At 71.7% G+C, this 23,136-nt stretch carries 16 protein-coding genes and 1 pseudogene; 7 read left to right on the forward strand and 10 right to left on the reverse strand.

The features are described from left to right. Nucleotides 1–167: 167 nt before the first annotated feature. The 3 genes from AQJ54_RS06995 to AQJ54_RS07005 are packed head-to-tail and all read left to right on the forward strand — an operon-like array spanning nucleotide 168 to nucleotide 3,306. The gene (locus AQJ54_RS06995; protein ID WP_062235083.1) at nucleotides 168–1,325 is read left to right on the forward strand and encodes a Gfo/Idh/MocA family protein; all 1,158 of its coding nucleotides are present in this window, start codon (nucleotides 168–170) and stop codon (nucleotides 1,323–1,325) included. Then, entirely contained in the window at nucleotides 1,322–2,476 is a 1,155-nt protein-coding gene (locus AQJ54_RS07000; RefSeq protein ID WP_062235086.1) for a dihydrodipicolinate synthase family protein, read from the forward strand. Before AQJ54_RS06995 ends, AQJ54_RS07000 begins: the two co-directional genes overlap by 4 nt. Before the next feature lie 32 nt (nucleotides 2,477–2,508). Beyond that, the gene (locus AQJ54_RS07005) at nucleotides 2,509–3,306 is read left to right on the forward strand and encodes a sugar phosphate isomerase/epimerase family protein (protein WP_062236970.1); all 798 of its coding nucleotides are present in this window, start codon (nucleotides 2,509–2,511) and stop codon (nucleotides 3,304–3,306) included. 218 nt (nucleotides 3,307–3,524) lie between these two features. On the opposite strand, the gene rbsD is transcribed toward AQJ54_RS07005, so the two are convergent. The 6 genes from rbsD to AQJ54_RS07035 all read right to left on the reverse strand — a co-directional run bounded on the left by rbsD (nucleotide 3,525) and on the right by AQJ54_RS07035 (nucleotide 13,056). Further along, the gene (gene rbsD, locus AQJ54_RS07010; protein ID WP_062027323.1) at nucleotides 3,525–3,914 is read right to left on the reverse strand and encodes a D-ribose pyranase; all 390 of its coding nucleotides are present in this window, start codon (nucleotides 3,912–3,914) and stop codon (nucleotides 3,525–3,527) included. Continuing rightward, on the reverse strand, nucleotides 3,911–4,816 hold the full coding sequence (locus tag AQJ54_RS07015) for a ribokinase (RefSeq protein ID WP_062235087.1): 906 nt from the start codon (nucleotides 4,814–4,816) through the stop codon (nucleotides 3,911–3,913). The genes rbsD and AQJ54_RS07015 overlap by 4 nt, the downstream gene beginning before the upstream one ends. A gap of 65 nt (nucleotides 4,817–4,881) precedes the next feature. Further along, complete coding sequence (locus AQJ54_RS07020; protein WP_062235090.1) at nucleotides 4,882–6,825, reverse strand: ABC transporter permease/substrate-binding protein; 1,944 nt, start codon at nucleotides 6,823–6,825, stop codon at nucleotides 4,882–4,884. Beyond that, complete coding sequence (locus AQJ54_RS07025) at nucleotides 6,815–8,341, reverse strand: sugar ABC transporter ATP-binding protein (RefSeq protein ID WP_062027331.1); 1,527 nt, start codon at nucleotides 8,339–8,341, stop codon at nucleotides 6,815–6,817. Before AQJ54_RS07025 ends, AQJ54_RS07020 begins: the two co-directional genes overlap by 11 nt. After that, nucleotides 8,338–9,357 carry a LacI family DNA-binding transcriptional regulator gene (locus tag AQJ54_RS07030; RefSeq protein WP_062235093.1) on the reverse strand — a complete coding sequence of 340 codons (1,020 nt, stop codon included), beginning with the start codon at nucleotides 9,355–9,357 and terminating at the stop codon, nucleotides 8,338–8,340. The genes AQJ54_RS07025 and AQJ54_RS07030 overlap by 4 nt, the downstream gene beginning before the upstream one ends. Before the next feature lie 150 nt (nucleotides 9,358–9,507). After that, nucleotides 9,508–13,056, reverse strand: a complete 3,549-nt coding sequence (locus AQJ54_RS07035; protein WP_248845322.1) for an ATP-binding protein — start codon at nucleotides 13,054–13,056, stop codon at nucleotides 9,508–9,510. 167 nt (nucleotides 13,057–13,223) lie between these two features. Here AQJ54_RS07035 and AQJ54_RS07040 point away from each other — a divergent pair, with 167 nt between their 5' ends. The 4 genes from AQJ54_RS07040 (at nucleotide 13,224) to AQJ54_RS07055 (ending at nucleotide 18,675) form a co-directional block, all read left to right on the forward strand. Next, nucleotides 13,224–13,925, forward strand: a complete 702-nt coding sequence (locus AQJ54_RS07040; protein WP_107121023.1) for a hemerythrin domain-containing protein — start codon at nucleotides 13,224–13,226, stop codon at nucleotides 13,923–13,925. Nucleotides 13,926–13,959: 34 nt separating this feature from the next. Next, on the forward strand, nucleotides 13,960–14,868 hold the full coding sequence (locus tag AQJ54_RS07045; RefSeq protein ID WP_062027335.1) for a pyridoxamine 5'-phosphate oxidase family protein: 909 nt from the start codon (nucleotides 13,960–13,962) through the stop codon (nucleotides 14,866–14,868). Between the two features lie 41 nt (nucleotides 14,869–14,909). Further along, nucleotides 14,910–17,153, forward strand: a complete 2,244-nt coding sequence (recD2, locus tag AQJ54_RS07050) for an SF1B family DNA helicase RecD2 (protein ID WP_062235096.1) — start codon at nucleotides 14,910–14,912, stop codon at nucleotides 17,151–17,153. Nucleotides 17,154–17,385: 232 nt separating this feature from the next. Then, nucleotides 17,386–18,675, forward strand: a complete 1,290-nt coding sequence (locus AQJ54_RS07055) for a citrate synthase (protein ID WP_028810168.1) — start codon at nucleotides 17,386–17,388, stop codon at nucleotides 18,673–18,675. A gap of 654 nt (nucleotides 18,676–19,329) precedes the next feature. On the opposite strand, the gene AQJ54_RS07060 is transcribed toward AQJ54_RS07055, so the two are convergent. From AQJ54_RS07060 to AQJ54_RS07070, 4 genes and pseudogenes are all read right to left on the reverse strand, one after another. Next, nucleotides 19,330–21,552 (reverse strand): heavy metal translocating P-type ATPase, encoded by a 2,223-nt coding sequence (locus AQJ54_RS07060; RefSeq protein ID WP_062235100.1) that lies wholly within the window; start codon nucleotides 21,550–21,552, stop codon nucleotides 19,330–19,332. Nucleotides 21,553–21,676: 124 nt separating this feature from the next. Beyond that, nucleotides 21,677–21,916 (reverse strand): heavy-metal-associated domain-containing protein, encoded by a 240-nt coding sequence (locus tag AQJ54_RS07065; protein ID WP_062027341.1) that lies wholly within the window; start codon nucleotides 21,914–21,916, stop codon nucleotides 21,677–21,679. Between the two features lie 124 nt (nucleotides 21,917–22,040). Beyond that, a pseudogene (locus AQJ54_RS46615) lies at nucleotides 22,041–22,202 on the reverse strand (PrsW family intramembrane metalloprotease); the annotation flags it as partial. A gap of 163 nt (nucleotides 22,203–22,365) precedes the next feature. Next, nucleotides 22,366–23,031: a TetR/AcrR family transcriptional regulator gene (locus AQJ54_RS07070; RefSeq protein WP_062235104.1), complete on the reverse strand. Its 666-nt coding sequence runs from the start codon at nucleotides 23,029–23,031 to the stop codon at nucleotides 22,366–22,368. Between the last annotated feature and the right edge of the window lie 105 nt (nucleotides 23,032–23,136).

Here is a 23,136-nt window from a genome sequence, read left to right on the forward strand (position 1 = left end):
GACCCCGGTTGTTCGCCCCCTCGAACAACTCACTCCTCCTGCGGTCTTGTCCAGACCGCTGCCGAGAGGCTAGCTTCTACTTGGATAGAAAGCGCTTGCTGCAACGCTCACCCGGAGGAGTGTGCGCGGCGCGGACAACCGCGTACGACTCCTACGAAGGGAATGACGTGACACGCAAGACGGTGCGTATCGCCATGAACGGTGTGACGGGGCGCATGGGCTACCGCCAGCACCTGGTCCGCTCCATCCTCGCGATCCGTGAGCAGGGCGGCCTGGACCTCGGCGACGGCACGGTGCTGTGGCCCGAGCCGATCCTCGTCGGCCGCCGCGAGCACGCCCTGAAGGCCCTCGCCGAGCAGCACGGCCTGCGCCTGGACAACATCTCCACCGATGTGGACGCGGTCCTCGCCGACCCGACCGTCGACATCTACTTTGACGCCCAGGTCACCTCCGCGCGCGAGGAGTCGATCAAGAAGGCGATCGCCGCCGGCAAGCACGTCTACACCGAGAAGCCCACCGCCACCGGTCTGGAGGGCGCCCTGGAGCTGGCCCGCCTCGCGAACGCGGCCGGCATCAAGCACGGCGTCGTCCAGGACAAGCTGTTCCTGCCGGGCCTGCTCAAGCTCAAGCGCCTCATCGACGGCGGCTTCTTCGGCCGGATCCTCTCCATCCGCGGCGAGTTCGGCTACTGGGTCTTCGAGGGCGACTGGCAGCAGGCCCAGCGCCCGAGCTGGAACTACCGGGCCGAGGACGGCGGCGGCATCGTCGTCGACATGTTCCCGCACTGGGAGTACGTGCTCCACGAGCTGTTCGGCCGCGTGAAGTCCGTCCAGGCCCTCACCGCCACCCACATCCCGCAGCGCTGGGACGAGAACGACAAGCCCTACGACGCCACCGCCGACGACGCCGCCTACGGCATCTTCGAGCTGGACGGCGGCGCGATCGCCCAGATCAACTCCTCCTGGGCCGTCCGCGTCAACCGCGACGAGCTCGTGGAGTTCCAGGTCGACGGCACGGAGGGCTCGGCGGTCGCGGGGCTGCGCAACTGCCGTGTCCAGCACCGCAGCGCCACTCCCAAGCCGGTCTGGAACCCCGACATCCCCGCCACCGAGGTCTTCCGCGACCAGTGGCAGGAGGTCCCGGACAACGCCGAGTTCGACAACGGCTTCAAGGCCCAGTGGGAGCTCTTCCTCAAGCACGTCTACGCCGACGCCCCCTACCAGTGGGACCTCCTCGCCGGCGCCCGCGGTGTCCAGCTCGCCGAACTGGGCCTGAAGTCCTCGGCCGAGGGCCTCCGTCTCGACGTACCGGAGATCTCGCTGTGACGATCCAACTCCCCACCGGCAGCGGGGAACTCAAGGCGTACGAGCCCCGCACGGAGCCGTTCGCCGCCACCCCGGGCACCCCCTTCACCTCCCGTACGGTCTTCTCGGCGGCGCATGTCGTCGCCGACCCGTTCGCGGACGTGTCGCCGGACTCCCCGGCCGCCGTCGACTGGGAGGCCACCCTCGCCTTCCGCCGCCACCTGTGGTCGCACGGGCTCGGCGTCGCCGAGGCCATGGACACCGCCCAGCGCGGGATGGGCCTGGACTGGGCGGGCGCAGCCGAGCTGATCCGGCGCAGCGCCGCCGAGGCCAAGGCGGTCGGCGGGCTCATCGCCTGCGGCGTCGGCACCGACCAGCTCACCGGCCCCGCGACCCTCGCCGAGGTCCGGGCCGCCTACGAGGAGCAGCTCGCCCTCGTCGAGCAGTCCGGCGCCCAGGCCATCCTGATGGCCTCCCGGGCCCTCGCGGCGGAGGCCAAGGGCCCCGAGGACTACCTGGAGGTCTACGGCCACCTCCTGCGCCAGGCGTCCGAGCCGGTGATCCTGCACTGGCTGGGTCCCATGTTCGACCCGGCCCTGGAGGGCTACTGGGGCTCGTCCGACCTGGACGCGGCGACCGACACCTTCCTGGAGGTCATCGCGGCCCACCCGGACAAGGTCGACGGCATCAAGGTCTCCCTTCTGGAGGCGCAGCGCGAGATCGACATCCGCCGCCGCCTCCCGCAGGGCGTGCGCTGCTACACCGGCGACGACTTCAACTACCCCGAGCTGATCGCGGGCGACGACCAGGGCTTCTCCCACGCGCTGCTCGGCATCTTCGACCCGCTGGGCCCGCTCGCGGCCCAGGCGGTGCGGGTGCTGGACACCGGGGACGCCAAGGGCTTCCGCGAACTCCTCGACCCCACGGTCGAGTTGTCCCGGCACCTCTTCCAGGCGCCGACCCGCTTCTACAAGACGGGCGTGGTGTTCCTGGCCTGGCTGGCCGGCCACCAGTCGCACTTCACGATGGTCGGCGGCCTCCAGTCGGCCCGCTCCCTGCCGCACTTCGCGCGCGCCTACGAACTCGCCGACGGCCTGGGCCTGTTCCCGGACCCGAAGCTCGCCGAGGAGCGCATGAAGAACCTGCTGTCCCTGTACGGAGTGAACCAGTGACCGGCGACCTGTCCCGCTTCTCCATCAACCAGATGACGGTCAAGCAGCTGTCCCTGCCGGAACTGGTCTCCGCCTGCGGCGACTTGGGCATCGGCAACCTCGGCCTGTGGCGCGAGCCCGTGCAGTCGTACGGCGTCGAGGAGACGGCCAAGCTGGTCCGTGACGCGGGCCTGACCGTGACCACGCTGTGCCGGGGCGGCTTCTTCACGGCGATCGACCCGGACGAGCGGGCCGCCGCCCTGGACGACAACCGGCGCGCGGTCGACGAGGCCGCCGCCCTCGGCACCGACACCCTCGTCCTGGTCTCCGGCGGCCTCCCGGCCGGCTCCAAGGACCTGCACGGCGCCCGTGAGCGCATCGCGGACGCCCTGGCGGTCCTCGGACCCTACGCCGAGGAGCACGGGGTGAAACTGGCCATCGAGCCGCTGCACCCCATGTACGCCGCCGACCGCTGTGTGGTCTCCACGCTCACCCAGGCCCTCGACCTCGCGGAGCGCTTCCCCGCCCACCAGGTCGGCGTCACGGTGGACACGTACCACATCTGGTGGGACGACAACGCGCCCGCGCAGATCGCCCGCGCCGGCGCCGGCGGCCGTATCCACACCTTCCAGCTCGCCGACTGGACGACCCCGCTGCCCGAGGGCGTCCTCAACGGCCGCGGGCAGATCGGCGACGGCGCGATCGACATGCGCGAGTGGCAGCGGTACGTCGAGGCGGCCGGTTACACGGGCGCCATCGAGGTCGAACTGTTCAACGACGCCCTGTGGGCCCGGGACGGCCGCGAGGTCCTCGCGGAGACCGCCGAGAGGTTCGTCTCCCACACCCTGTGAGGCCGCGGGCCGAGGCGCTGAGAAAAAATACGGGATCCCGTACAACCCTTCTCCCACCTCGCCTGTCGTACTCGGTGTCAGGACACCCGGGGGGAGATCTGGGGGGATCGCGGGGTTCTGACGGGGGAGGGGAAACCCGAAGGGGCCCGGTCTGCTGACCGGGCCCCTTCAAATTTCCGCGCCGGAAGCGATGCGGGCGGGCAGGCGAAGCAGGCGGGCTAGAAGAACACCCCGCACCGCAGCAGCACGTTCGCGTACGGCCGTGCCTCGCCCGTGCGGACGACCAGGCGGGCGCCCGCCGACAGCTCCTTCAGCTTCTCGTGCGAGACCAGCGCGAGGTCGGGGAACTCCGTCTGGAGCAGCGCGGCCGCCGCCGGGTTCGCCTCGCGCACCTCCTCCGCCGCCGTCGCGCCCTCCACGACCAGCTCGGCGAGCAGCCCGTCCAGCACCACGGCGAAGGACGGCACCCCGGCCCGGAAGGCCAGGTCCACCACCCGCGGGCCGTCCGGGATCGGCATCCCGGCGTCACACACCAGCACCCCGTCCCCGTGGCCCAGTTCGGCCAGCGCGCCGGAGAGATGGCGGTTCAGTATCCCGGCCCTCTTCACAATGCCTCGACCTCCCGCGCGGTCGGGAAGGAGTCCTGCGCGCCCTGCCGGGTCACGGCGACCGCCCCGACCCGGGACGCGTAGGCAGCGGCGTCCGCCAGGGACGCCCCGGCACCGAGCCGGAACGCCAGCGCCGCCGTGAAGGCGTCCCCGGCCCCGGTCGTGTCCACCGCGTCCACCTTCACCGACGCCACCCGGGTCACGTCCGTCGGCGAGGAGGCCACCAGCGAGCCCTCCGCGCCCAGGGTCACCACCACCGAGCGCGGGCCCTTGGCGAGCAGCAGCCCCGCCCAGTCCTCGGGCCGGTCGCTCACGCACGCCTCGCCCAGGATCACCTTCGCCTCGTGCTCGTTGACGATCAGCGGATCACAGGCGGCCAGCACCTCGGCGGGCAACGGCCGCGGCGGCGACGGGTTCAGCACGAACCGGCTGCCAGGCGCCAGATTCCGTACGACCTCCACGACCGTCTCCAGCGGGATCTCCAGCTGGGTCGACACCACCCGGGAGGCGTGGAACAGACTGGTCGCCGCCCGCACGTCGCCCGGCGTCAGCCGTCCGTTGGCGCCCGGCGACACCACGATGCTGTTGTCCCCGGACGGGTCGACGGTGATCAGCGCGACCCCCGTCGGCGCCCCGCCGACCAGCACCCCCACGGTGTCGACCCCGGCCGCCCGCTGCGACTCCAGCAGCAGCCGGCCGTGCCCGTCGTCGCCGACCCGGGCCAGCAACGCCGTACGCGCCCCCAACCGGGCGGCCGCGACCGCCTGGTTGGCGCCCTTGCCTCCCGGGTGCACGGCCAGGTCCGAGCCGAGCACCGTCTCGCCGGCCCCCGGCCGCCGCTCTACGCCGATCACCAGGTCGGCGTTGGCCGACCCTACGACCAGTAGGTCGTAGTCGTACATGAAGTGACTCCCCTAGTCGGGACGCGGGGCGGGCGGTCGCTCGACCGCCCGCCGGTACGCCGTCGTCAGCCCGTGAAACCGGCCACGTTCTCCTTGGTGACCACCTTCACCGGCACCTTGATCATCTCCTCGACCTTCTTGCCGTCGATGGCCTTCAGCGCGTTGTCCACCGCGATTTTGCCGAGCTGCGAGGGCTGTTGTGCCACGGACGCGTACAACGTGCCGTCCTTGACCGCGTTCAGGCCGTCCGGGGTGCCGTCGAAGCCGACCACCGAGACCGACTTCCCGGCCTTGGAGCCGAGCGCCTTGATCGCGCCGAGCGCCATCTCGTCGTTGGCGGCGATGACGCCCTGGACGTCCGGGTGGGCCTGGAGCAGGTTCGACATCACGTCGAGGCCCTTGGTGCGGTCGAAGTCGGCCGGCTGCTGGGCGACGACCTGGATGCCCGGGTAGGCCTTGAGGCCCTTGGTGAAGCCCTCCGCGCGCTCCCGGGCCGCCGACGTGCCTGCCTGGCCCTGGAGGATGACGATCTTGCCCTTGCCGCCGAGCTTCTCGCCGATGGTCTTGGCGGCGAGTTCACCGCCGGTCACGTTGTCGGAGGCCACCAGAGCGTCCGTCCTGGCGTTGTTGACACCGCGGTCCACCGCGATGACCGGGATCTTCGCCTTGTCGGCGGCCTTCACCGAGTTGCTCGCCGCGTCCGAGTCCACCGGGTTGACGATGATCGCGCCCAGGCCCGAACTGGTGAAGTTCTGGAGCTGGTTGGCCTGCTGGGAGGCGTCGTTCTGGGCGTCCGTGACGGTCAGGTCCACGCCCAGCTTCTTCGCCTCGGCCTGGGCGCCCGAGCGGATCTGCACGAAGAAGGGGTTGTTGAGGGTCGACAGCGACAGACCCACCTTCGGGTTCGCCGTCGAGGACGAGTCGTTGTGCAGGAAGGAGGTCGCGCCGACGATCGCCACGGTGACCACGGCCGCGAGACCGTACGTCGCCGCCTGGCGCCCCTTGCCGCCCGGCCCACCGGCACCCGCGGCCACCGGGGTCGCCCCGGCCTTGCGGCGCACGGTGTCGAGCAGCACCGCCAGCGCGATGACGACACCGATGACGACCTGCTGCCAGAACGCGGAGACGTTGAGGAGGTTGAGGCCGTTCCTGAGCACCGCGAGGATCAGGGCGCCGATCAGCGTCCCGGACGCCTTGCCGGTGCCGCCCGCGAGCGAGGCACCGCCGATGACGACCGCGGCGATCGCGTCCAGCTCGTAGCCGTCGGCGGCCTGCGGCTGCGCCGAGGAGAGCCGGGCGGCCAGCACGACACCCGCGACGGCGGCGAAGACACCGGACAGCGCGTAGATGGCGAGCTTCTGCTTCTGCACCCTGAGGCCGGAGAGGCGGGCCGCCTCCTCGTTGCCGCCGATCGCGTACATGGAGCGGCCGATGTACGTCCGTCCCAGCACGAAGGCCGCGATCAGCCCCATGAGGACCATGACGAGCACCGGCACCGGCAGCCAGCCGCCGAGCGTGTCACCGAGGTGCGAGACCGAGTCGGGGAACGCGATCGGGGAGCCCTCGGAGATCACCAGCGACAGACCGCGCGCCACCGACAGCATCGCCAGCGTGGCGATGAACGGCGGGAGCTTGCCGTACGCGATGAGGAAGCCGTTGACGAGTCCGGCCGCGATGCCGGTGACGACGGCGAGCACCACCGCCACGAAGACCGGCACGCCGTGCGAGGTGGCGCTCCAGGCGAGGACGGTGGCCGACAGGGCCGCCACCGAGCCGACCGACAGGTCGATGCCCGCCGAGACGATCACGAAGGTCACACCGAAGGCGAGGATGGCGGTCACGGCCGCCTGCACGCCGACGTTGAGCAGGTTGTCGGTGGTCAGGAAGTCGCCCGACAGCGCCGACATGGCGATGACGAGGACGATCAGCGCGGTGAGCGCGCCGTTGTCGAGCAGGAGACGGCGCAGACCACCCGCGCTCGCTCCGCTCCTGAGCGTGTCAGTGGCCACGAGGGGCCTCCTTCTCGGTGTTGACGGTGTTCGTGCTGACGGCGAGGGCCATCACGGAGTCCTGCGTGGCCTGGTCGGCGTCGAGTTCGCCGGCGATCCGGCCCTGGGCCATCACCAGCACCCGGTCGCTCATGCCGAGCACCTCGGGCAGATCGCTGGAGATCATGAGGACGGCGGCCCCTTGCGCCGTCAGCTCGTTGACGAGCTGGTAGATCTCGACCTTGGCGCCGACGTCGATCCCGCGCGTCGGCTCGTCGAGGATCAGCACCCTGGTGTCGGCGAGCAGCCACTTGCCGATGACGACCTTCTGCTGGTTGCCGCCGGAGAGCGTGCGCACCTGCTGGTGCAGGCCCGCCATCCGCACCCCGAGCTGCTCGGCGATCCGGGCGGCGGCCGCCCGCTGGCCCTTGAGGTCGACGAGCCCGCCGCGGGTCGCGGACCGCATGGTCACCAGGCCCAGGTTCTCCTCGACCGACTGGTCCAGGACCAGCCCCTGCCCCTTGCGGTCCTCGGGGACGAGCCCGATCCCGGCCGCCATGGCCGCGCCCACGTCATGGCCCCGGAGGGCGGCTCCGGCGACCTGCACGGTCCCCTTGTCGTAGGGGTCCGCGCCGAACACGGCCCGCACGACCTCGGTACGGCCCGCTCCGACCAGCCCGGCGATGCCGACCACCTCGCCCGCGTGCACCTCGAAGCTGACGTCGTGGAAGACGCCGTCGCGGGTGAGGCCCTCGACCTTCAGCAGGGCCGGCCCGGTGTCGCCGCGCTCCCGCGGGTACTGCTGTTCGATCGACCGCCCCACCATCAGGCGCACCAGCTCGTCCTCGGGGGTGGTGGCGGGCACCTGCCCGACCGACTTCCCGTCCCGGATGACGGTGACGCGGTCGCCGAGGGCCGCGATCTCCTCCAGGTGGTGGGTGATGAACACGATCCCCACGCCGTCCTCGCGCAGGCTGCGCACGATCGCGAAGAGCTTGTCGACCTCCTCGGAGGTGAGCACGGCGGTCGGCTCGTCCATGATCAGGACGCGCGCGTCCAGGCTCAGCGCCTTGGCGATCTCGACCATCTGGAGCCGGGCGATGCCCAGTTCACGCACCCGCGCGCGGGGCGAGACATTGACCCCGACGCGCTTGAGCAGCACCTCGGCGTCCGCCTCCATGGTCTTGCGGTCGATCATCCCGAGGCGGCGCGGCTGGCGGCCCAGGAAGATGTTCTCGGCGACCGTGAGGTCGGGGACGAGGTTGAACTCCTGGTAGATGGTGGCGATGCCCAGCCGCTCGGCGTCCTGCGCCCCGCGGATGTGCACCTCCTCGCCGTCCACCAGGACCCGGCCCCCGTCGGGGTGGTAGGCGCCCGAGAGCATCTTGATCAGCGTGCTCTTGCCGGCGCCGTTCTCGCCGAGCAGCACATGCACCTCGCCCCGGCGCAGGTCGAAGTCGACGCCGTCGAGCGCGACCACGCCGGGGAAGGTCTTGCGGATGCCCTCGATGCGCAGCAACTCGTCCTTGTCGCTCACGACGTGCTCCTTTGCACAGGGGTGGGGTTCTCGCCGCACGATCGGCGCACGACGAGACGGGCGGGGAGGGTGACCGACTCGGGCGGCCGCCCCTCGATGCGGTCGACGAGGGCGCGTACGGCAGCCCGTCCCAGCTCGCCCGTGGGCTGGGCGATCGCGGTGATCGGCGGATCGGTGTGCACGAACCACGGGATGTCGTCGAACGCGGCCAGGGCGAGGTCCTCGGGCACCCGCAGCCCCCGCGCGCGTACGGCGTCCAGGGCGCCCAGCGCCATCAGGTTGTCGGCCGCGAAGACGACCTCGGGCGGTTCGGGCAGGTCGAGGAAGCCCTCGGTGACCCGGCGCCCGCTCTCGGCCTGGAAGTCGCCCTGCCCTATGTAGGTCTCGGGCAGTTCGAGGCCGTACGCCTCCAGGGCCTCCCGGAAGGCCACCACGCGCTCCTGGCCGGTGGTGGTCGCGGCGGGCCCGGCGATGATGGCGAGCCTGCGGTGCCCCAGTGCGTGCAGATGCGCGACCAGCTCGCGCACCGCGGCCCGTCCGTCGGCCCGCACCACCGGCACGGCCACGCCCGGGATCCACCGGTCCACGAACACCATCGGCGTGCCCGCGCGCACGGCGTCCAGCATCAGCGGGGAGCCGCCGTCGGTGGGGGAGACCAGGAGTCCGTCGATACGCCGGTCGATGAGGGACCGTACGTGGTGGTCCTGGAGGTCGGGCCGCTCGTCGGCGTTCCCGATGATCACGCTGTAGCCCAGCGCCCGGGCCTCCTCCTCGACGGAGCGGGCCAGCTCGCCGAAGTAGGGGTTCAGCACGTCGCTGATGACGAGGCCCAGGGTGTGGGTCTGGTCGGTGCGCAGGGAGCGGGCGACGGCGTTGGGGCGGTAGCCCAGCGTCTTGACGGCGGCCAGCACACGCGTGCGTGCGTCCGCGCTGACCGACGGATGGTCGTTGAGGACCCGCGACACCGTGGCGACGGAGACCCCCGCCTCGGCAGCGACGTCCTTGATGCTCGCCATCGCCGCTCCACCTCCTTGTGGAATCGATTACACGACCTCGTGTACGAGGATTGGAATCGATTACACCGGGGTTGGCAAGCCCCTGAGACGGGATCGTGATGTTCGGTCACGGTGGGCTTCCGCCGCTCAGCCGCCGGTGACCGCTGCTTCTCAGCCTCGGCTGAGACCCGCAAGCGCCTCGTCGGCGGCGGTCATGTGGTGCGGTGAGCCCCACACCCGCGCGACCCGCCCGGCCAGCGCGTAGGCCCCGGCCGCGAGCCCCCGCTCCCCGGCCAGCCGGTACAGGTCCCCGAGGGCGTGCGCGAGGGGCCGGGTGGCGTAGGCCCCGCCCGCGACGCCGGCGAACTGCTCCTTCAGCGGCAGCAGCGCCCCGATCAGCGACCGAGCCGTGTCCCGGTCGTCCAGCAGCACCGCGAGCTCGGCCCGGTAGTCCAGCTCCATGCCGTACAGGTGGTCGGTCACCGGCCGGGCGGGGAACGGCACGGCCGCCGCCTCGTCCAGGCGCCCCAGCCGGGCCAGGACGAGGGCGTGCGCCACCGCGACCGGGGTGCCGACCGACTCGTACACCTCGCGGACCGCCGGTTCGAGCTCGGCCTCCCGGCGCTGGGCGAGCCGGATGGTCCACAGGCCGAGCGTCCGCGGGGCGGTGGCGTGGTGCGCCCCGACCCGCTGGAACAGCCCGTCCGCCTCGGTGTACCGGGCCTCCGCCTCCTCGAACCGTCCGGCGACCGCCGCCAGCATGGCCGACGTGGCCGTGTTGATGCCCCGCGCCCACCGCATCCGGTAGCGGTGCGCCAGCTCCAGGCCGGCTTCGGTGTGCCGGCGCACCGCGTCCGGATCGTTGCGGGTGGCGGCGGTCAGGGCGTCGAGGTGCTCGCACACCCAGCGGTGCGCGGGCAGGTCGTGGTCGCGGGCCAGGACGCGCAGCTCGTCGACGAGCGGGGTGCGCACGGCACCCTGCGTCTCGTGCGGCAGCAGCCCGGCCGACGTCATCAACGCCGAGGCCAGCAGCCGCGGTTCGCCGTCGGAGCGCGCCAGCTCCAGCTGGGTGCGGGCCGCGTCCCGGGCCCGCCGGGCGTCCTCGCCCGCCACCGCGTCCGCCAGCACCTGGAGCACGCGCGCGCGGGTCGGACCGTCCAGCGTCCCGTCCTCGGCGAGCCGCTCCAGGTGGGCCAGCGAGGTCCGGTCCAGGAAGCCCTCCAGGCGGCTGCGCCAGGGCGAGGGCTCGGTCCAGGCTCCGTAGACGGCCGCGGCCAGGTCGTCCCGGCCGGCCCGCACGGCCAGGTCCACCGCCTGCCGCCGGGTGAGCCGGGCGGCTCCCGTGGCACCGGCCCGCACCTGCGCGCCCAGCAGCCGCACCAGCAGCGCGACCGTGCCGTCGGGACGGTCCTCGGGTCCCGCGGTCACCGCGGTGTGCGCCTCCAGCGCCTGTCGGACCAGTCCTACGGCCACGTCGTGGGCGTACCGCCGCTCGGCGAGCTCGGCCGCCCGCAGCGCGTAGTCGACGGCCAGCGGGGCGTTCGCCGTCCGGCCCGAGCGGGCGAAGTGGTGGGCCAGGGCCGCCAGGTCGTCGGGGCGGTGCGTACGCAGCCGCTGCGCGATGCGGTCGTGCAGCCGGGCCCGGCGGATCCCCGACAGGTCGGTGTACACGGTGTCGCGGACCAGCGCGTGCACGAAACGGACCCGTCCCGGCGCCGGGTCGGTCAGCAGGTCCGCGGCCACGGCGGCGTCCAGACCCGCCAGCACGGTCTCCTCGTCCGCCTCGGCCGCGTCCACCAGCAGCGCCACGTCGGACTCGTGGCCGGCGACCGCCGCCAGCCGTACGGCGGCACGCGCGTCGGCGGACAGCAGGGCGAGACGCCTGCGCAGCACGTCCCGGACACCCTGGGGGACCTCCGACACGGCCACCAGGGCACCCTCGTCGGCCAGCAGGCGCGCGCTCTCCCGGACGTAGAACGGGTTGCCGCCGGTGCGTGCGGCGAGCGTCGCCACCGTGGCCTCGTCGACGGGGCCGCCGCAGACCGCGTCGACCACGGTGGCCACGTCCCGCGGCGACAGACCGGCCAGGGCGATGCGGTGCGGCAGCCGGGGAGCGAGCTGGGCGAGTGTCTTGGCCAGCGGCTCGCCCACCTCGGCCGGGCGGTAGCAGGCGACGGTCAGCAACGGCACACCGGTGACCGCGGCCGCGGCCTCCAGCAGGGCGAGGGTCTGCCCGTCGGCCCGGTGCAGATCCTCCAGCAGCACGGCGACGGGCCCCTTCCCGGCCGCCTCGCGCAACCACCCGGCGAAGGCCCGATGCAACCGGAACCGCCCGGCGGTCACCTCGTCCCGGGTCGCGGCGGCCGGGCCGTCGGGGTCGCGCAACAGGGCTGCCACGGTGGCGTCGTCGCGGGGTGGGGTGGTGGGTTCGTGCGGCAAGGTCGCCTTGTTCCGAGTGGGGCCGGCCGTGCCCTCCGGATCGCGCAACAGGGCCGCCACCGTGACCCCGTCCGGGGGTATGGCCGTGGTGCCGTCCGGGTCGTGCAGTAGGGCCGCCACCTCGGCGGGCCGTGCCGGGGGTGCCAGTCGGGCGAGGGTTCCGAGTGCCTCCGCCCAGGCCCAGGCCGGCGGCGCCCCCTCGTGCTCCGGGCACCGCCCGAGGACCACCGTCCACCCTTCCTCCCGCAAGCGCCCGGCGAACCGGCCGAGCAGAGCGGACTTGCCGGCCCCGGCCTCCCCGGTGACCAGCACGAGCCCTCCGCCCCGCCGGGCGGCCCTGGCGGCGGAGCCCAGCGCACGGAGTTCGTCGACGCGGCCCACGAAGAGGTCTTGCCCGACAGGTCGTTGCGACGTCCCCGGAGCCAACTCGGCCGAAACACCGCCGGGTTCGGACACGACACGGGTCGACTCACGCGCACCCCAGGCCCGTTCCGCTCCGGCAGGCCCCCGCTCGGGAACGGCCGCCCGCAGCACCTCCACCCGCTGGGTCAGGATCGCCCGCTCCAACTCGGCCAGCGCCGGGGACAGATCGCAGCCGAGCTCGTCGCGGAGGGTCCTGCGGGCCCGGCGCAGTGCCGTGAGGGCGTCACCGCGGCGGTCGGCGGCCCAGTGGGCCAGAGCCAGGAGTCGCCAGCCCTCCTCCCGCAGCGGCCGTTCCCGCACCATGGCCTCGGCGGCCGGCGTCACCTCGGCGACGTGCCCGGTGAACAGACCTGCGGCGACGGCCAGTTCCCGGGCCTCGGCGCGCAACGAGCCCAGCCGGGCCACCTCGGGCACCGCCCAGACCTCGTCCCCGTGCTCCTGGAACGCGGGCCCCTGCCACCACCCCAGCGCCTCCGTCAACGACTCCCTGACCTGCGCCGCCGGTGCGCGCCGGGCCCGCTCGACCCGGGCCCCGAACAGCCAGGCGTCCACCGCGTCCTCGGGCAGCCGCAGGGCGTACCCCGGAGGCGAGGAGACCAGGACCGTGGCAGGGGCCCGCGGCGGCCGCTCCGGTTCGATCAGCCGCCGCAGGTTCGAGACGTACGTCTGGAGGGACACGGTCGCCCGGGCCGGAGGCCTCCCGCGCCACAGCTGGTCCGCCATCCGGTCCACGGAGACCACCGCGCCCCGAGCCGCGACCAGCAACGCGAGCACGGCACGCTGTCGCGGGGTGCCCAGTTCCACCGGTGCACCCGCGACCTCGGCGCCCAACGGCCCCAGCACTCTGATACGCAACACGCCGCCGGAATCTATCCGAGCCGTGCCCGCATCCCCTCAACACGCGGTAAACGCCCTGGCCAGCGCGGTCCACGGGCCGTCGCCAAGCGCACGCCAAGTCATCGCCAAGCGGACACCGGCAGCGTGGGCGCCCGTCGTCCGTCCACCCGAACATCGAAGGACACCGCGTGCCCCGCAGCAGTACCTCGTCCGGTCTCCCCACCGCCGGCCGCCCCTACACCCACGAAATGGTCGTCGTCCACCGTGTCTTCCGCCGGGAGTCGGCTCTGCTGCCCCGTCTCGTCCGGGCCGTACCCGACGGCGCCTCGACGCGGTCCGCGCAGATCTCGGCCCACCTGACCGACTACGTCTCGGGGCTGCACCACCACCACGCCCTGGAGGACGAGTTGATATGGCCGCTGCTACGGTCCCGGGCCGGTGACGCCGAGGAGCTGGTCGCCCGCATGGAGGAGCAGCACGGCCGTATCGACAGCACCCTGGAGGCCGTGGCGCGGTGGGCGCCCCAGTGGCAGCGCTCGGCCGACAGCGTGGCCGGACAGGAACTCGCCCTGGCCCTCGAAGAACACCGTCTCGCCCTCCTCGACCACCTCGACGACGAGGAACGCCTGGTCCTCCCCCTGGTCGCCGAGCACCTGACGGTCGACGAGTGGGACCTGGTCGGTCGCCGCGGACTGGAGAACCTCCCCAAGGACAAGGTCATGATCGCCATCGGCGCGATCCTGGAGGACGCCACCGAGGACGAGCGGGCCTACTTCCTCGGCAAGGCCCCGCTGCTCGGACGGCTGGCCTGGAAGCTGATGGGGCGGCGGCAGTACGCCACGGCCTGCCGTGCCCTGCGGGCCCCGCTGCAAGGGGAGGCGGGCCGATGACCCTGCGGAACCCGCCGGCCGGGGAGGCCGGCCGATGACCCTGCTCGACTCCGCACCGACGGCCGTCCTCGACGCCTACCGGACCTGCGAGTTCGTGACGCTGGGCCGGGACGGGACACCCCTGGCCTGGCCGACGGCGGTGCGCCGCCGCGAGGACGGCACCCTGGTGCTGACCACGTCCCTCGCCTTCGCGCAGAAGGCGCTGAACATCCGCCGCGACGGCCGGGTCGCCCTGCTCTTCTCCGACCCCACCGGCAGCGGTCTCACCGACGCCCCACAGCTCTTCGTCGGCGGCCGGGCCGAGTGCCCCGACGACATCAGGACCGGCCCGCAGGACCTGGAGGACTACTGGCGGTCCCTGTTCGAACGCCAGCCGCACAGCCGCGCGTATCTCGCCCGGCCCATGCGGCGGTTGATGGACTGGTACTACCTGCGGCTCGTCATCACCGTCACCCCGGAGCAGTTGGTCGTACGGTCGCCGGCCCCACCACCGCCTCCGGCGCTGCCCGCCCCTTCGGCACCGCTGCCGGGAGCTGTCCAACTCGACCGCTACGACACCGCGGTCCTGGCCGCCCGCGACGCCTCGGGCGCCCCCGTCCTGGCCCGGACCCGTCCGGTGCCGACGGCCGGTGGCTTCGTGGTGCGGCCGCCCGACGACTGCGCCGTGACCGCGGGCCCCGCCTCGCTGCTGGTGCACCGGCACGACGAGCGGCTCAACGCCCTGCGCAACGCGGTGGTCCGGGGACACCTGACCCGGACCGCCGACGGCTGGCTGCTGGCCCCCGACAAGGTTCTGGAGCCGATGGGTTCGGGACGGCCCACGGATGCGATCCGGGTCCTGCGCCGCACCCAGCGCGCCACCGACCGGTACCTGCAACGCCGGGGCCTGACCCGGCCCCCGGTGCAGTGGGACCGCTTCCGCGCGGTGGCCGCCCGCACCTGACCGGGCTCCCGGCTGTCGTACCCCGCCTGTAGCGTCGGATCATGTCCAATCTGTCGGTCGTCGAAGGGGTCCTCGAGCGGATCACGTACGCCAACGAGGAGAACGGCTACACGGTCGCCCGGGTCGACACCGGCCGGGGCGGCGGTGACCTGCTCACCGTCGTCGGCGCGCTGCTCGGCGCCCAGGTCGGGGAGTCGCTGCGGATGGAGGGCCGCTGGGGCTCCCATCCGCAGTACGGCAAGCAGTTCACCGTCGAGAACTACACGACCGTGCTGCCGGCCACCGTCCAGGGCATCCGCCGCTACCTCGGCTCGGGACTGGTCAAGGGCATCGGCCCGGTCTTCGCCGACCGCATCACCCAGCACTTCGGCATGGACACCCTGAAGATCATCGAGGAGGAGCCGAAGCGGCTGATCGAGGTCCCCGGGCTCGGCCCCAAGCGCACCAGGAAGATCGCCGACGCCTGGGAGGAGCAGAAGGCGATCAAGGAGGTCATGCTCTTCCTCCAGACCGTCGAGGTGTCCACCTCCATCGCGGTGCGCATCTACAAGAAGTACGGCGACGCCTCGATCTCCGTCGTGAAGAACCAGCCCTACCGGCTCGCCGCCGACGTCTGGGGCATCGGCTTCCTCACCGCCGACAAGATCGCCCAGTCCGTCGGGATCCCGCACGACAGCCCGGAGCGCGTCAAGGCGGGCCTCCAGTACGCCCTTTCGCAGTCCGCCGACCAGGGGCACTGCTATCTCCCCGAGGAACAGCTGATCGCCGACGCCGTGAAGCTGCTCCAGGTCGACACCGGCCTGGTCATCGAGTGCCTGGCCGAACTCGCCGAGCCGGACGAGGAGTCGGGCGAGCCCGGGGTCGTACGCGAGAAGGTCCCCGGCTCCGACGGCCATGAGGTGACCGCCGTGTACCTGGTCCCCTTCCACCGTGCCGAACTCTCCCTCTCCGCCCAGCTGTTGCGCCTCCTGCGCACCGAGCAGGACCGCATGCCGGCCTTCCACGAGGTGGACTGGGACAAGGCGCTGGGCTGGCTGAAGGGCCGTACCGGCGTGGAGCTGGCGCCGGAGCAGGAGGCCGCGGTGAAGCTGGCGCTCACCCAGAAGGTGGCCGTGCTCACCGGCGGCCCCGGCTGCGGCAAGTCCTTCACCGTGCGCTCGATCGTGGAGCTGGCCCGGGCCAAGAAGGCGAAGATCGTCCTCGCCGCGCCGACCGGCCGTGCCGCCAAGCGCCTCGCCGAACTCACCGGCGCCGAGGCCTCCACCGTCCACCGCCTCCTGGAGCTGAAGCCCGGCGGCGACGCGGCCTACGACAAGGACCGCCCCCTCGACGCCGACCTGGTGGTCGTCGACGAGGCCTCCATGCTGGACCTGCTGCTCGCCAACAAGCTGGTCAAGGCGGTGGCACCGGGCGCCCACCTGCTGTTCGTCGGGGACGTCGACCAGTTGCCCAGTGTCGGTGCCGGGGAGGTGCTGCGCGACCTGCTCGCCGAGGGCGGCCCGGTCCCCGCGGTGCGCCTCACCCGCGTGTTCCGCCAGGCCCAGCAGTCCGGGGTCGTCACCAACGCGCACCGGATCAACGCCGGACAGCACCCCGTCACCGACGGCATGAAGGACTTCTTCCTCTTCGTCGAGGACGACACCGAGGAGGTCGGCCGGCTCACCGTGGACGTGGCGGCCCGTCGGATTCCGGCCAAATTCGGTCTCGACCCGCGCCGGGACGTCCAGGTGCTCGCCCCCATGCACCGCGGCCCCGCGGGCGCCGGCACCCTCAACGGCCTGCTCCAGCAGGCCATCACCCCCGGCCGCCCCGACCTCGCCGAGAAGCGGTTCGGCGGCCGGGTCTTCCGGGTCGGCGACAAGGTCACCCAGATTCGCAACAATTACGAGAAGGGCACCAACGGTGTCTTCAACGGCACCGTGGGCGTGGTCACCTCGCTCGATCCGGTCGACCAGCGCCTGACGGTGCTGACGGACGAGGACGAGGAGGTGCCGTACGAGTTCGACGAGCTGGACGAACTGGCCCACGCCTACGCGGTGACCATCCACCGGTCCCAGGGCAGTGAGTACCCGGCGGTGGTGATCCCGGTCACCACCAGCGCCTGGATGATGCTCCAGCGCAATCTGCTGTACACGGCGGTCACCCGGGCGAAGAAGCTGGTCGTCCTCGTCGGCTCCCGCAAGGCGATCGGCCAGGCGGTCCGCACGGTCTCGGCGGGACGCCGCTGCACCGCGCTCGACTTCCGGCTCTCGGGTCGCACGACGAGGGTTGACGAACGCCGCTGAAGGCGGTCAATTGTGAGCCATCACAAAAAATGATCGATCAAATGAGTCATGTGGGTCACAGAGCTCTTCCGGAAGGGGGTAGGGGAGGGGCAGGATGGGCAAGTTGGCGGCACTCAGTGCCGCCGATACGCCCAACGGCCGACCCCGAGTGCACTCTCCTGCGCCAAATGGGGGATGGTAGAGACAGTCAGGGCAACCTCGAAGAAGAGGCACAACGTCGGTGAGGGATGACGTGAGCGACAACTCTGTAGTAGTGCGGTACGGCGATGGCGAGTACACCTACCCGGTGATCGACAGCACCGTCGGCGACAAGGGCTTCGACATCGGAAAGCTCCGCGCCCAGACCGGTCTGGTCACCCTGGACAGCGGCTACGGCAACACCGCCGCCTATAAATCCGCCATCACCTACCTCGACGGTGAGGCCGGCATCCTCCGGTACCGCGGCTACCCGATCGAGCAGCTGGCCGAGCGCTCCACGTTCCTGGAGGTCGCCTACCTGCTGATCAACGGCGAGCTCCCGACGGTCGACGAGCTCTCCACGTTCAAGAACGAGATCACGCAGCACACCCTGCTGCACGAGGACGTCAAGAACTTCTACCGCGGCTTCCCGCGCGACGCCCACCCGATGGCCATGCTGTCCTCGGTCGTCTCCGCGCTGTCCACGTTCTACCAGGACAGCCACAACCCCTTCGACGAGAAGCAGCGCAACCTCTCGACGATCCGCCTGCTCGCCAAGCTTCCGACGATCGCGGCGTACGCGTACAAGAAGTCGATCGGCCACCCGTTCGTCTACCCGCGCAACGACCTCGGCTACGTCGAGAACTTCCTGCGGATGACCTTCTCCGTCCCCGCGCAGGAGTACGACCTTGACCCGGTCGTCGTCTCCGCCCTGGACAAGCTCCTCATCCTGCACGCCGACCACGAGCAGAACTGTTCGACCTCCACGGTCCGCCTCGTCGGCTCGTCGCAGGCCAACATGTTCGCGTCGATCTCGGCCGGCATCAACGCCCTGTGGGGCCCGCTGCACGGCGGCGCCAACCAGTCCGTCCTGGAGATGCTGGAGGGCATCCAGGCCTCCGGCGGTGACGTCGACTCCTTCATCCGCAAGGTGAAGAACAAGGAGGACGGCGTCCGCCTGATGGGCTTCGGCCACCGGGTCTACAAGAACTTCGACCCGCGCGCGAAGATCATCAAGGCCGCCGCGCACGACGTCCTCTCGGCCCTCGGCAAGTCCGACGAGCTGCTGGACATCGCGCTCAAGCTGGAGGAGCACGCGCTCTCCGACGACTACTTCGTCTCGCGCAGCCTCTACCCGAACGTCGACTTCTACACCGGTCTGATCTACCGCGCCATGGGCTTCCCGACCGAGATGTTCACGGTCCTCTTCGCCCTCGGCCGCCTCCCGGGCTGGATCGCCCAGTGGCACGAGATGATCAAGGAGCCGGGCTCCCGCATCGGCCGCCCGCGCCAGATCTACACGGGTGTGGTGGAGCGCGACTTCGTCCCGGTCGAGCAGCGCTGAAGGGGAGTGGCCTTCCCGGTGCCGGGTGACTGAGCCGACCCAGGGGCGCGGGGAACTGCGCGACCCGCCCCCACCGGCCTGCACCCGTACTCAACCGGCAAGACCACGAACCCCCCGCTGAATCCGCGAAGCGAAAGGCGCCCTGGCGCCGGTCCCCCCACGGGCCGGCGTCCAGGGCGCCTTCCCATGTCCCGGTGCGGATTCCCCCCACGGGATCCGGCCGGGCGCCTGAGAGACCAGCGCCTGAATCGCTGTCTTTCCGGTACTGCTGGTACTGCCGTTGAGCAGAACGAGCACAACTGCTCGTACTACTCCAGTGTGCGATCTGCCGGGACAACGCACGGTCGGGAGGGCCGCTCAAAGCTTCCCTATGCGCGTGCCCCGGCAACGCATCTCCGAGGAAGTCCCCCAAGACATCCTCAGATGTCAGTCAGCGCCCCCCAAGACGCTGCCCGACATCGCCAACTTAGACCTTCGAAGCCCTTCGATGGTTACGTTCGCATCACTGTGATCTGCGTCTCTTGCAAATGTCCGTTAGATACGCAAGAGCCCGGATACTGCGAACGGGACCCAGCGTAAGGACGTTGCGCGAGTCTTGTGAAGAGCTTATGTGAGCGTGGCCCGGGACTCCAGAGGGGTCCGTCAAAGGAATCCTCAACGAAACGTACGGAGCCGCAGGCTGTTGGTCACCACGAAGACCGAGGAGAACGCCATCGCCGCCCCCGCGATCATCGGGTTCAGCAGGCCCGCCGCGGCCAGCGGCAGCGCGGCCACGTTGTAGCCGAAGGCCCACACGAGATTCCCCTTGATCGTGGACAGGGTGCGCCGGGAGAGCCGGATCGCGTCCGCGGCCACCCGCAGGTCCCCGCGCACCAGCGTCAGGTCCCCCGCCTCGATCGCCGCGTCGGTCCCGGTGCCCATCGCGAGCCCCAGGTCTGCGGCGGCGAGCGCGGCCGCGTCGTTGACGCCGTCACCGACCATCGCCACGACCCGGCCCTCGCGCTGGAGCCGTCGTACGGCATCGACCTTGTCCTCGGGCAGCACCTCGGCGACCACCTCGCCGATCCCGACGGCCCGGGCCACCGCCTCGGCCACCGTCCGGTTGTCCCCGGTCAGCAGCACCGGCGTCAGCCCGAGCGCCCGCAGTGACCGCACCGCCTCGGCGCTGGTCTCCTTGACGGTGTCGGCGACGGCCAGCACACCGCGCGCCACCCCGTCCCACCCGACGACGACAGCCGTACGACCGTCCCGCTCGGCCTCCCCCTTGGCGCGGGCCAGCTCGGCGGGCAGCACGTCGAAAAGCCGGCCCACGGAGACCTCGTGGCCCTCCACGCGGCCGCGTACGCCCTTGCCGGGGACGTTCTCGAAGCTCTCGGCCTCCGGCAGCGGCCCGACCCGCTCCTCGGCTCCCAGGGCCACCGCGCGCGCCACGGGATGCTCGGATGCGTGCTCCAGGGCTCCCGCGAGCCGCAGCACCTGCTTCTCGTCGGCGCCGTCGGCGACGTGGACCTCCTGGAGGCTCATCCGCCCTGTGGTGACCGTGCCGGTCTTGTCCAGGACGACGGTGTCGACGCGGCGCGTGGACTCCAGGACCTCGGGCCCCTTGATGAGGATGCCGAGCTGCGCGCCGCGCCCGGTGCCGACCATGAGCGCGGTCGGCGTGGCCAGACCCAGCGCGCACGGGCACGCGATGATCAGTACGGCGACGGCCGCGGTGAACGCGGCGGCGGTGTCCCCGGTGGCGCCGAGCCAGGCCCCGAAGGTGGCGACGGCGATGCCGATGACGACCGGCACGAAGACCGCGGCGACCCGGTCGGCCAGCCGCTGCACCTGCGCCTTGCCGTTCTGCGCGTCCTCCACCAGCCGCGCCATCCGGGCGAGCCGTGTCTCCTCCCCGACCCGCGTCGCCATGACGACGATCCGCCCGCCGGCGTTGACGGTCGCACCCGTGACCGCGTCCCCGACGCCCACGTCCACCGGCACCGACTCACCGGTCAGCATCGAGGCGTCCACCGCGGAGGCGCCCTCGACGACGGTGCCGTCGGTCGCGATCTTCTCCCCGGGCCGTACGACGAAACGGTCCCCGACACCCAGCCGGTCCGCCGGGATCCGCACCTCGCGGCCGTCCCGCAGCACGCAGACGTCCTTGGCGCCCAGCTCCATCAGCGCCCTGAGCGCGGCTCCCGCACGGCGCTTGGCGCGGGCCTCCAGATACCTGCCGAGCAGGATGAGGGCGGTGACCCCGGCCGCCACCTCGAGATAGATCGTCGAGGCGCCGTCCATGCCGCCCACGGTGAGCGCGAACCGCTCCCGCATGCCCGGCATCCCCGCGTCCCCGAGGAACAGCGCCCACAGCGACCATCCGAAGGCGGCGAGCGTCCCGACCGAGACAAGGGTGTCCATGGTGGCCGCAGCATGCCGCACGTTCGTCCAGGCGGCCTTGTGGAAGGGCCAGCCGCCCCACACCACGACGGGGGAGGCGAGGGTGAGCGCGAGCCACTGCCAGTAGTCGAACTGGAGTGCGGGGATCATGGAGAGCGCGACGACGGGGAGAGCGAGCGCGAGGGAGACGAACAGCCGCTGCCGAAGTCCGTCGAGCTCGGCGTCTCCCTGTGTTTCCTCCGTGGCGGGCGGCGCGGGCTCCTCTGCCGTGTACCCGGTCTTCACGACGGTCGCGATGAGATCGGCGACCTCGACCCCGGCGGGATAACTGACCCGGGCCTTCTCGGTCGCGTAGTTGACGGTGGCGCTGACCCCGTCCATCCGATTGAGCTTCTTCTCGACCCGAGCCGCACAGGAGGCACAGGTCATCCCACCGATGACCAACTCGACATGGGAGGCCGGTGTGATAGCCGCGGGCTCGGTGACGCTGGACATGTACTGCGACTCCCTCTAGGGGCGCGGGCCGTATCGACATGCGGCTCCGCCGCGCGGGCGCAACGAGCCACGATGGCGCCGCAGACGCCTACGGACCATCGTGGCACCCTCTGTCGCGACGCTCTCAGGCCCGCCCGACAAGCTCGAACCCGGCCTCGTCCACAGCGGCCCGAACGGCCTCCTCGTCGAGCGGCGCAGCCGACACCACTGTCACCTCCCCGCTGGAAGCGACCGCCTTCACGGAGCTGACCCCGTCGATCTCGGAGATCTCCCCGGAGACGGCCCCTTCGCAGTGTCCGCAGCTCATCCCGCTCACCTTGTAGACGGCGGTCACGGAGCCAGCGGTGTCGGTCTGAGTGGTCATGTCGTTCTCCTGATGACTCATGAGAGGTGGTGCACTGTCTAGGGTGCACTACCCTATACCCCTAGGGGGTATTTCTCCAAGAAGGGTCCCGCCGGGCCAGGGGCAGGCAGGCACTCCTGCACGAACTGAGCAGCGCCCCGCCGGCGATCGCCGTCCACGGTCCGTGCCCGAAGGGAGCGAGTACCCCGCGCGGCATCTCCGTCTCCATGAGGGCCCGCAGATCGATGCCCCGGGCGGTGACCGCGGCGTCAAAGGCGTACCCGGCGCTCCCCAGGCGTGCTGCTCCGCGTCGAGTGCGTCACGAGCGCCGTCCACGCCCACAGCGCGAGCCGGCCCCGCGGGCAGTGCCGCCACAGTCCCGAAGGGGCCCGTAGATGCTGCCCGCACTCGGCTGGGCGGGCTGCGGAGTCGCGGGGTCGGTCGGGCTACGGAGTCGAGGGCCGGCCGGGCTACGGAGTCGCCGTGCTGCCCGATCGGCCGAGGCGGTCGCCCACCAGCGGGTCCAGGTAGCGCACCAGCACGTTCTTCACCTCGCGGATGTACGCCTCGCGCTCGGCGCCCTCGTGGGCGAGGACCAGTTCCAGGCCCGCCTTGTACAGGCCGAGGACCATGTGGGCGGTGCGGGTGACGTCAGCCTGGGGGGCCTCGGGCAGGAGGGAGGTCATCAGCGTCTCCAGCCGGTTGACGAGGCCCGTGTGCAGCGCGTCGTGGTCCTCGGCCATCCGGCCGGGGATGTCGGGGCCGTGCATCAGCGCGAAGAACACCGGGTGGTCGCAGTTGAAGGCCATGAACCGGTCCACGGCCGCGCCGACCACCTCCTCCAGCGGGGTCGCCGGGTCGACCGGGGCGAGCGCCTCGCCGTACGCCGTCTGCATCTCGTGCACGAGCCGCCCGCCCAGCTCGATCGCGATCGCTTCCTTGTTCGGGAAGAACTGGTAGAGCGTGCCGGGGGAGACACCGGCCTCGCGGGCGATGGCGTTGGTGCTGGCCGCGGTGTAGCCCGTGGTCGTGAAGACGGTGGCCGCCGCCTCCAGGAGCTGGGCGATCCGGCGTTCACCACGGGCCTGGCGGCGGCGCGGCTGTTCCTTCGCCTCGGTCTCGGCGTTCTCGGGCACGCGTTATCCCCAGCTCTCCGCACACGGTTGACAAAAACGAGCGCTCGCTCGCATTCTGGAAACGCGAGCGATCTCTCGTGTTTTCCATTTTACGGTTTCCACGGT

Origin of the sequence: Streptomyces griseorubiginosus, assembly GCF_001514195.1 — a bacterium.
Taxonomy (GTDB): domain Bacteria; phylum Actinomycetota; class Actinomycetes; order Streptomycetales; family Streptomycetaceae; genus Streptomyces; species Streptomyces griseorubiginosus.